Source organism: Chloroflexota bacterium (assembly GCA_016197225.1).
Classification (GTDB): domain Bacteria; phylum Chloroflexota; class Anaerolineae; order Anaerolineales; family VGOW01; genus VGOW01.
Window position 1 is genome coordinate 197,204 of the sequence record JACPWC010000031.1, and the last position, 6,470, is coordinate 203,673.

5 protein-coding genes are annotated in these 6,470 nt (G+C 61.6%); 2 read left to right on the forward strand and 3 right to left on the reverse strand.

Annotation, left to right across the window (positions count from 1 at the left end; genetic code table 11):
• Nucleotides 1-5 precede the first annotated feature (5 nt).
• Nucleotides 6-1,286 carry an O-acetylhomoserine aminocarboxypropyltransferase/cysteine synthase gene (locus HYZ49_06370; GenBank protein ID MBI3241903.1) on the forward strand — a complete coding sequence of 427 codons (1,281 nt, stop codon included), beginning with the start codon at nt 6-8 and terminating at the stop codon, nt 1,284-1,286.
• An 84-nt stretch (nt 1,287-1,370) separates the two neighbouring features.
• Here the strand turns inward: HYZ49_06370 and HYZ49_06375 are convergent, their stop codons facing one another.
• From HYZ49_06375 to HYZ49_06385, 3 genes are all read right to left on the reverse strand, one after another.
• Nucleotides 1,371-1,799 (reverse strand): ester cyclase, encoded by a 429-nt coding sequence (locus HYZ49_06375; GenBank protein MBI3241904.1) that lies wholly within the window; start codon nt 1,797-1,799, stop codon nt 1,371-1,373.
• Nucleotides 1,800-1,852: 53 nt separating this feature from the next.
• The gene (locus tag HYZ49_06380) at nt 1,853-2,272 is read right to left on the reverse strand and encodes an ester cyclase (GenBank protein ID MBI3241905.1); all 420 of its coding nucleotides are present in this window, start codon (nt 2,270-2,272) and stop codon (nt 1,853-1,855) included.
• Nucleotides 2,273-2,447: 175 nt separating this feature from the next.
• Complete coding sequence (locus HYZ49_06385; protein MBI3241906.1) at nt 2,448-5,543, reverse strand: AAA family ATPase; 3,096 nt, start codon at nt 5,541-5,543, stop codon at nt 2,448-2,450.
• Nucleotides 5,544-5,659: 116 nt separating this feature from the next.
• Between HYZ49_06385 and HYZ49_06390 the strand changes: the two genes are divergently transcribed.
• On the forward strand, nt 5,660-6,470 hold an 811-nt coding region (locus tag HYZ49_06390), incomplete at its 3' end, for a hypothetical protein (GenBank protein ID MBI3241907.1).

Consider the following 6,470-nt stretch of genomic DNA (forward strand, 5'->3'; position numbering starts at 1 on the left):
CAAAAATGACGACGGACGATGGACGATGGACAACTGTCGTCTGTCGTCCATCGTCCATCGTCTTTCACGGAGACTTCGCCATGACCCATCACTTCACCACCCTTGCCCTTCACGCCGGTTACGATGCCACAACCGGCGGCGGCCTCTTCCCGCCCCTGCACATGGCCGTCGCCTATCCTTTCGACTCCGCCGAGCGCGGCCAGCAAATGTGTCTGGGCGAAGACCCCGGCTTCACCTACAGCCGGGTGGCCAACCCGACCAACGATATTTTGGAGAAACGACTGGCGGCGATGGAGGGCGCTGAGGCCGGGCTGGCGGCATCATCCGGTTTGGCCGCCGTGTTCATGGCCGTGTTGGAGGTCGTTCAACATAAACCGAACGCCGAAGTGGTCTGCTCCGGGCGAGTGTACGGCAACACCAAGAATCAACTGCGCCTGACGTGGACTCGACTCGGCGTGACCCCGCGCTTCGTGGACTCGCCCGAAGACCTGTCGGCCTGGGAAGCCGCCATCAACGACAAGACCGCCATCGTCTACGTCGAGTCGCCGAGCAACCCGGACGTGTTCGTGGCCGACGTGAAAGGGCTGGCCGATCTCGCTCACCGGCACAACCTGCCGTTGATGATTGACAGCACGCTGGCCACGCCGGCCATTCTGCGTCCGCTCGCCCTCGGCGCGGACGTTGTCATTCACTCGACGACCAAGTATCTCAGCGGCCACTCGGCGGCGCTGGGCGGAGCCATCATTGGCAGGCGCGATTTTGTCGAAGGCATTCGCAACGGCCACTATCACTTCACCGGCCCGACCATGAGCGCCTTCAATGCCTGGCTGACGTTGATGGGCGTGGAGACGCTGGGTTTGAGAATGGCTCGCGCCGTGAGCAGTGCTCAACAAGTGGCCGAATACCTGGCCGCACACCCGAAGATCAAAAGCGTGAACTACCCCGGCCTGCCGAGTCACCCGCAACACAAATTGGCAATGGCACAGATGGGGAGCGGCGGCACGTCGCTCATGTCGTTCGTCCTCGACGGCGGCAGGCGCGAAGCCTGGCAGGTGTTGGAATCGTTCAAGGTGATCTTGCAGGCTACACACTTGGGGAGTAATCAATCAGTGGCCGTTCACCCGGCGACGACGACCCACGTTCGCCAGCCCGTCGAGATGCGGGTCGCGGCGGGCGTGGTGGACGGTATGATTCGATTATCCGTCGGCCTCGAAGAGCCGGACGATCTGATCGGAGATTTGGATCAGGCGTTGAAAAAATTCTCGATTTACCAAACAGGCTCTTAGATAAATGCTCCCCAACCGCGTCCTCGCGGTTGGCCCGAAGGGGCCCGCGAGGACGCGGGCTAAGAGCAATTTTCAAACAGGCTCTTAGCCCGGCATCGGCACAGCGCCGACTTGCTGGAGCACGCCCAGGAAATCCATGTCGGCCCAATGCTCGACGATTTTGCCGCCTTTGATCCGGTAAATGCTGATGCCGGTCGTCGTAATGCGTTTGCCGCTTGGCGGGATGTTGCCGATGAAGAACGGTCCGCCGCTATGAGTCTGGGTCTGCGTCCAGCGCTCCACTACCAGGTCGCCCTCGGCAATCAGGTCTTCAGTAGCAGTGTGCAAATCGGGGAAGATGGCTTTGGTCATCATGTGAACCTGCCTGGCAGACTCCAGGCCGTTCCACGGCATCCCTGGGAAGGTGGCGTGAGGAGTGAAATCGGCGGTCAACACTTCCTCCAGCCGGTCCAGTTGGCTGGTGTTGTAAATTTCGCGGTAACGGCGGACGATGGCTTTGTTGGCTTCAGACATGAGAGGAGTCTCCTTTTGCAAAATATTGAAGTACGATGTTTCGCGCGATGGGGTCATAAGCCTTGCGGCGGCATCAGTTGTTGCATCATACCGGCCTGATCGGCGTTGCCCCAATGCTCGACCACCTGGCCGTTGGCGAAACGGAGGATATGAGTCTCCGTCCAGACCACCTGCTTGCCAGTGCCGGGAATGCCCATGAACTCACCCCGGTGGGTGCCACGCGCGGTCGCTTTGTGCACCACTTTATCTCCTTCTACTATTTCCAGATCAAGCGAGTAGGTCAGGTCGGGGAAGGCGGCGCGCAACGCGGGAACGAACATCTTGTAGCCTTCGCGGCCGGGCGGGAAACCGGGAGGCGGAAAGTGATCAATCACCTCAGCGGCGACTACTTCGTCGAATACGGCGATGTTGCCTTTGTTATAGGCTTCGAGCGGCAGGCGGCGGGCAAGAGTTTTGTTGGTTTCGGCGGACATGTGAGAGTTTCCTTTCTTTCCAAAGTTTTTGAACTGTCTACATCTTAGCCAACCTGTCCGAAACCCGTATCCGGGAAAACACTTAGATTTTGTGGGTCTCCCGGCTTTAACGGGAAATGGGACGCAGACGCAAAGCGCGCGGATAAACGCAGATTTTGTTTTTTATCAGCGAAAATCAGCGTTCATCCGCGTCCCCAAACTTTTTCACGGTAAATTTGGTAGAGCCGATTTTGTGTTCCACCACCCAGGCCGCAATTTGGGCGCGGGAGGCGGCCCCCAGCTTGGACATGATGTTGGCAATGTGGACTTCCACCGTGCGCGGGCTGAGCACCAGCGCCCCGGCAATCTCGCGGTTCGACTTGCCCTGAGCGATCAGGGCCGCCACCTCGCGCTCGCGGCCCGTCAACCCGCCCGCTTCCTTCTTGGCTTTGCGGCGCGGCGAGTCGGGCGTTGCCCGGCCCATGCCGGCTGTGGCCGAGCGCACGAAGTTCTCGCGCAAGGCGGCGTCACCCAGTTTGCCGGCCAGCGCCTCAATGATGACTCGGACTGACGAAAACTCCCCGGCGGCGTCATCGCGCTGGCCACGCGCCAAATACAATTTGCCCAGCGCCAGGTGAAGCCGCCACTGCATGGGCGGCCTCTCGTACTCCTGAGCCGCCCTTTGCCCGGCCAGCAAAACCGCCTCGGCCTCTTTCATCCGGCCCAGCGCCATGAGCGCCTCGCCGCGCAACAGCGCCAGCGAGCTGATGGCCGCCTCGCCCGCCTGCTCGACGTTGGGCGCCGAAGCAATTAATTGCTCGACGATGGCGAGCGCCTCTTTAGCCTTGCCCTGCGCCAGCAACAGTTCGGCCCGGGCGAACCATAGTTGGCGCTGGCCGACAGCCTGCGCGGGCAAGTCGGGCGTGAGCACCTCATTCAAAAACTTCTCCGCCGCCTCGGCCTGCCCCTGAAGAACATAGGTGGACACGAGATAACTGGCCGCGATCCGCATCCACACCATGGAGGCCGTCTCGCGAGCCAGAGTCACGGCTTGCTCCAGATGCAACCGGGCAGTGGGCAGGGCCAGAATGTCCCAATGCAGAGCGCCCAAAATCAGGTGCGAGGTGGCCATGAAGTGGCGGTGTTCAATCTCCTCGGCCAGGGCCAGCCCTTTGCGAATCAAAGGCAACGCCCGGCCATACTCGCCCGCCGTCGCCAGGGCCAGGCCCAGCCACGAATGCCCCAGGGCCTCGCCGGGGCGCGCCCCGATCTCTTGCGCCATCTGCAGAGCCAACTCGCCATCGCCCAGCCGCTCGGCCAGAGTCGTCTTCACCGGCACGGCGGTTCGACCGAGATAATCGGTGCCGCGTGAGGAATAGATCATCAGGCTGGACATCAAGCCGCCGCGATCGTTCAATTCACGGAAGAGGGCGATGGCGCGCTCGTAATAAGCCACGCCGCTCACCGTGTCATTGGCGACGTAGTTGGCGATGCCCAGCAAATCGAGCGTGGCCGCCAGGCCGGCCTTGTCGCCCAGCAGTTCAAAGATGCGCAGGGCTTCCCGGTGATAGCTCAAGGCTTCAAGGGGCTGTTCGATGTTGAGGTGCCAGTTGCCCATGCGGTTGAGGTTGTGGGCCAGCGTCGCCGAGTCGTCCAGTGCCCGCGCCAGTTCCAGCGCCTGCCGGAAGTATTGGCCGGTGCGGGTGTAATCGCGCGCCGCCCACAAAAAGCCAAGCTCCAGCAAAGCCTGCCACTCAGCCTGGCGGTTGTTGCGGCCTCGCGCTTCGTCGAGCATGGCCTGAAAGTCGTCGCGGGCGGCCTCGAAGTCGCCGAGCGTCTGGTTCATCTGCCCGCGCGCCCGATACAACTCGACGGGCACGGCCACCGCCAGTTGACGCGCCGACTCGATGGCGTGAGCGTAGTGTTCCTGCGCGGCGCGGGGCGTGTACAACGCCTGGGCCTTCTCCCCGGCCCGGCGTGAATAAGCCAGCGCCCGCTCCCACACCCCGGCCTCGTAAAAGTGAAGCGCCAACTCGGCCAGATGCGACTCGGCGACGTGGGCATAAAGCCCTTCCATCGCTTCCGCAACCCGGCGATGAAGCGCCCGGCGCTCGCGCCCCAGCAGATCAGAATAGATCGCTTGCCGGGTGAGGGCGTGGCGAAAGACAAAATGGTCAGCCGCCTCTTCGACCACCAACTGGGCGACCACCAGTTCCCTGACCAGCTTCAGCAACTCGCCTTCCGTTTGCTGGACGGCAAGTTGCAGAACGGCAAAGTCGAAGCGCCGCCCGGCGACGGCGGCCAGAGCCAGGAGCCGGCGGGCCGGCTCACTCAATGTTCCAATTCGTCTCTGCACCGCATCCTGCACCGTGCGCGGAATCTGCAAATCGCCAATCGGCTTGCGAGTCCAGATTCCGTTGGCCAGGTAAATGTCGCCCGAAGCCACCAGCGCCTTCAAAGTCTCTTCAATGAAAAAGGGGTTGCCGTCGGCGAGCGAATGAATGGCCTCGGTGAACTCGGCCCGCACCGGCTGGGCCTGCTCGAAGATAGCGCGGATCATGCGCTCCACGTCGTCGGCAGGGAGGCGGGCCAGCGTGAATTCAGCGGCGAGACGGGCCCGGTCGAGTTCGGCCAGAAAGTGAGTCAGACCCGGAGTCGGCTCGTCACTGCGATACGTCAAGAGGAGGAGAATTGGAGAATTGACGAGATGGCGGGCGAAGTAGAGCAGAAACTCAAGGCTCGTGTCGTCGCACCAGTGCAGGTCTTCGATGACAATCATCTGTAGGGGCAAACCTGCGTGTTTGCCCATGCGCTTGTCCATTGGCGGGCCGACACGCAGGTCGGCCCCTACCAGGCCAATCAGGAATTGGGTTAACGTTTGAAAATGGCGTCGCTTCTCCTGTTCCGGCTCGAGCACGGGTGTCGGCCTCATCTCAGGCAAAACCCCGCCGAGTTCGGGCAGGAGCTTGATCAGTTCGGGAGCGAAAGGGTGGAGGGCAGTTTCATCGTGAGAGGCGACGAAACCGCGCAACAAATCGAGCCACGGCGCGTAAGGTAGAACACGATCCGGCTCGAAGCAGTTGCCTTGCAACACGGTGAAGCCGCCTTGCCTTGCCAGGGCTTTTGTTTCGGCGGCCAGCCGCGATTTGCCGATCCCGGCTTCCCCGGCCAGAAGAATGACTTGCCCCTGCCCCTCGCGGATTTGCTCCAGGCGCTGACTGAGCGAGTTGAGATAAGGCGTGCGCCCGATCAGAACCGGGCAGAGGATGGTTTTTTCGAGCAGAGCGGCCATTGGCGAAGATTATACGCCAGTGTCCGGGCGATGTATTTTGAGGCCTGACACCCGGCATTTAGTTCTATGAGGCAGGCAACCGCTACCAAATCTGTTGTGTTGACTCGGAATGGATTATGAAACCTGAATCGAAATTTGACCGATTGAAGCGATACCTGGAGAAACTGGCCCTGCCGGTGCTCATCTTGCCGGCCCTGGCCGTCACGGCGGCGAGCCTCTTTGCTCTGATAACGACCGTCGTCTACGTGGCCGCCGAGAGCCAGCCCAGCGATCTTCTCTTCCCGTTGCGTCAACCGGCCCTTCAACTTCAATCCATGCTCACCACCGATCCTGGCGAGCGAACCGAAATTGAAATACGTTTGCAGGCGGCCCTGCCCGCCGCATCCGTGTCACATCCACTGATTCAACCCACCCTCGCGCTTGCTCAGGCTCAAACCGTGAATATCGCCAGCGTCGGACCGTTGCCTTCCTCCACTTCTGAGTCGGCGGCTTCGCCTGCTTCAAGCGGCAGTATAGCTTCGTCCCCCTCCAACACGCTGGCGCCAAACGACGCCGCCGAGAGTCAGCCCACCAGGCCTGCCACGCTAAGCTACACACCCACCTCAAGCAGAGAGGCCGCGTCGCCCACAACCCAACCTTCAAACACCTCTCAACCCACTGCCACAAAACAGGCGGCCAGCCCGACGCCAACAGCCACCAGCACTTCTCTGCCGGCTAACACAGCCACGCCTCAACCCACTGCCACAAAACAGGCGGCCAGCCCGACGTCAACAGCCACCAGCACTTCTCTGCCCGCCAACACGGCCACGTCTCAACCCACTGCCACAAAACAGGCGGCCAGCCCGACGTCAACAGCCACCAGCACTTCTCTGCCCGCCAACACAGCCACGCCTCAACCCACAGCCACCAGCACCCAGGTCTTCCTGC

Excerpts from the sequence above, each read along its gene's own strand:
- HYZ49_06375 (MBI3241904.1), bottom strand. The coding sequence starts at position 1,799 with ATGTCTGAAGCCAACAAAGCCATCGTCCGCCGTTACCGCGAAATTTAC.
- HYZ49_06370 (MBI3241903.1), top strand. The coding sequence starts at position 6 with ATGACGACGGACGATGGACGATGGACAACTGTCGTCTGTCGTCCATCG.
- HYZ49_06385 (MBI3241906.1), bottom strand. The coding sequence starts at position 5,543 with ATGGCCGCTCTGCTCGAAAAAACCATCCTCTGCCCGGTTCTGATCGGG.
- HYZ49_06380 (MBI3241905.1), bottom strand. The coding sequence starts at position 2,272 with ATGTCCGCCGAAACCAACAAAACTCTTGCCCGCCGCCTGCCGCTCGAA.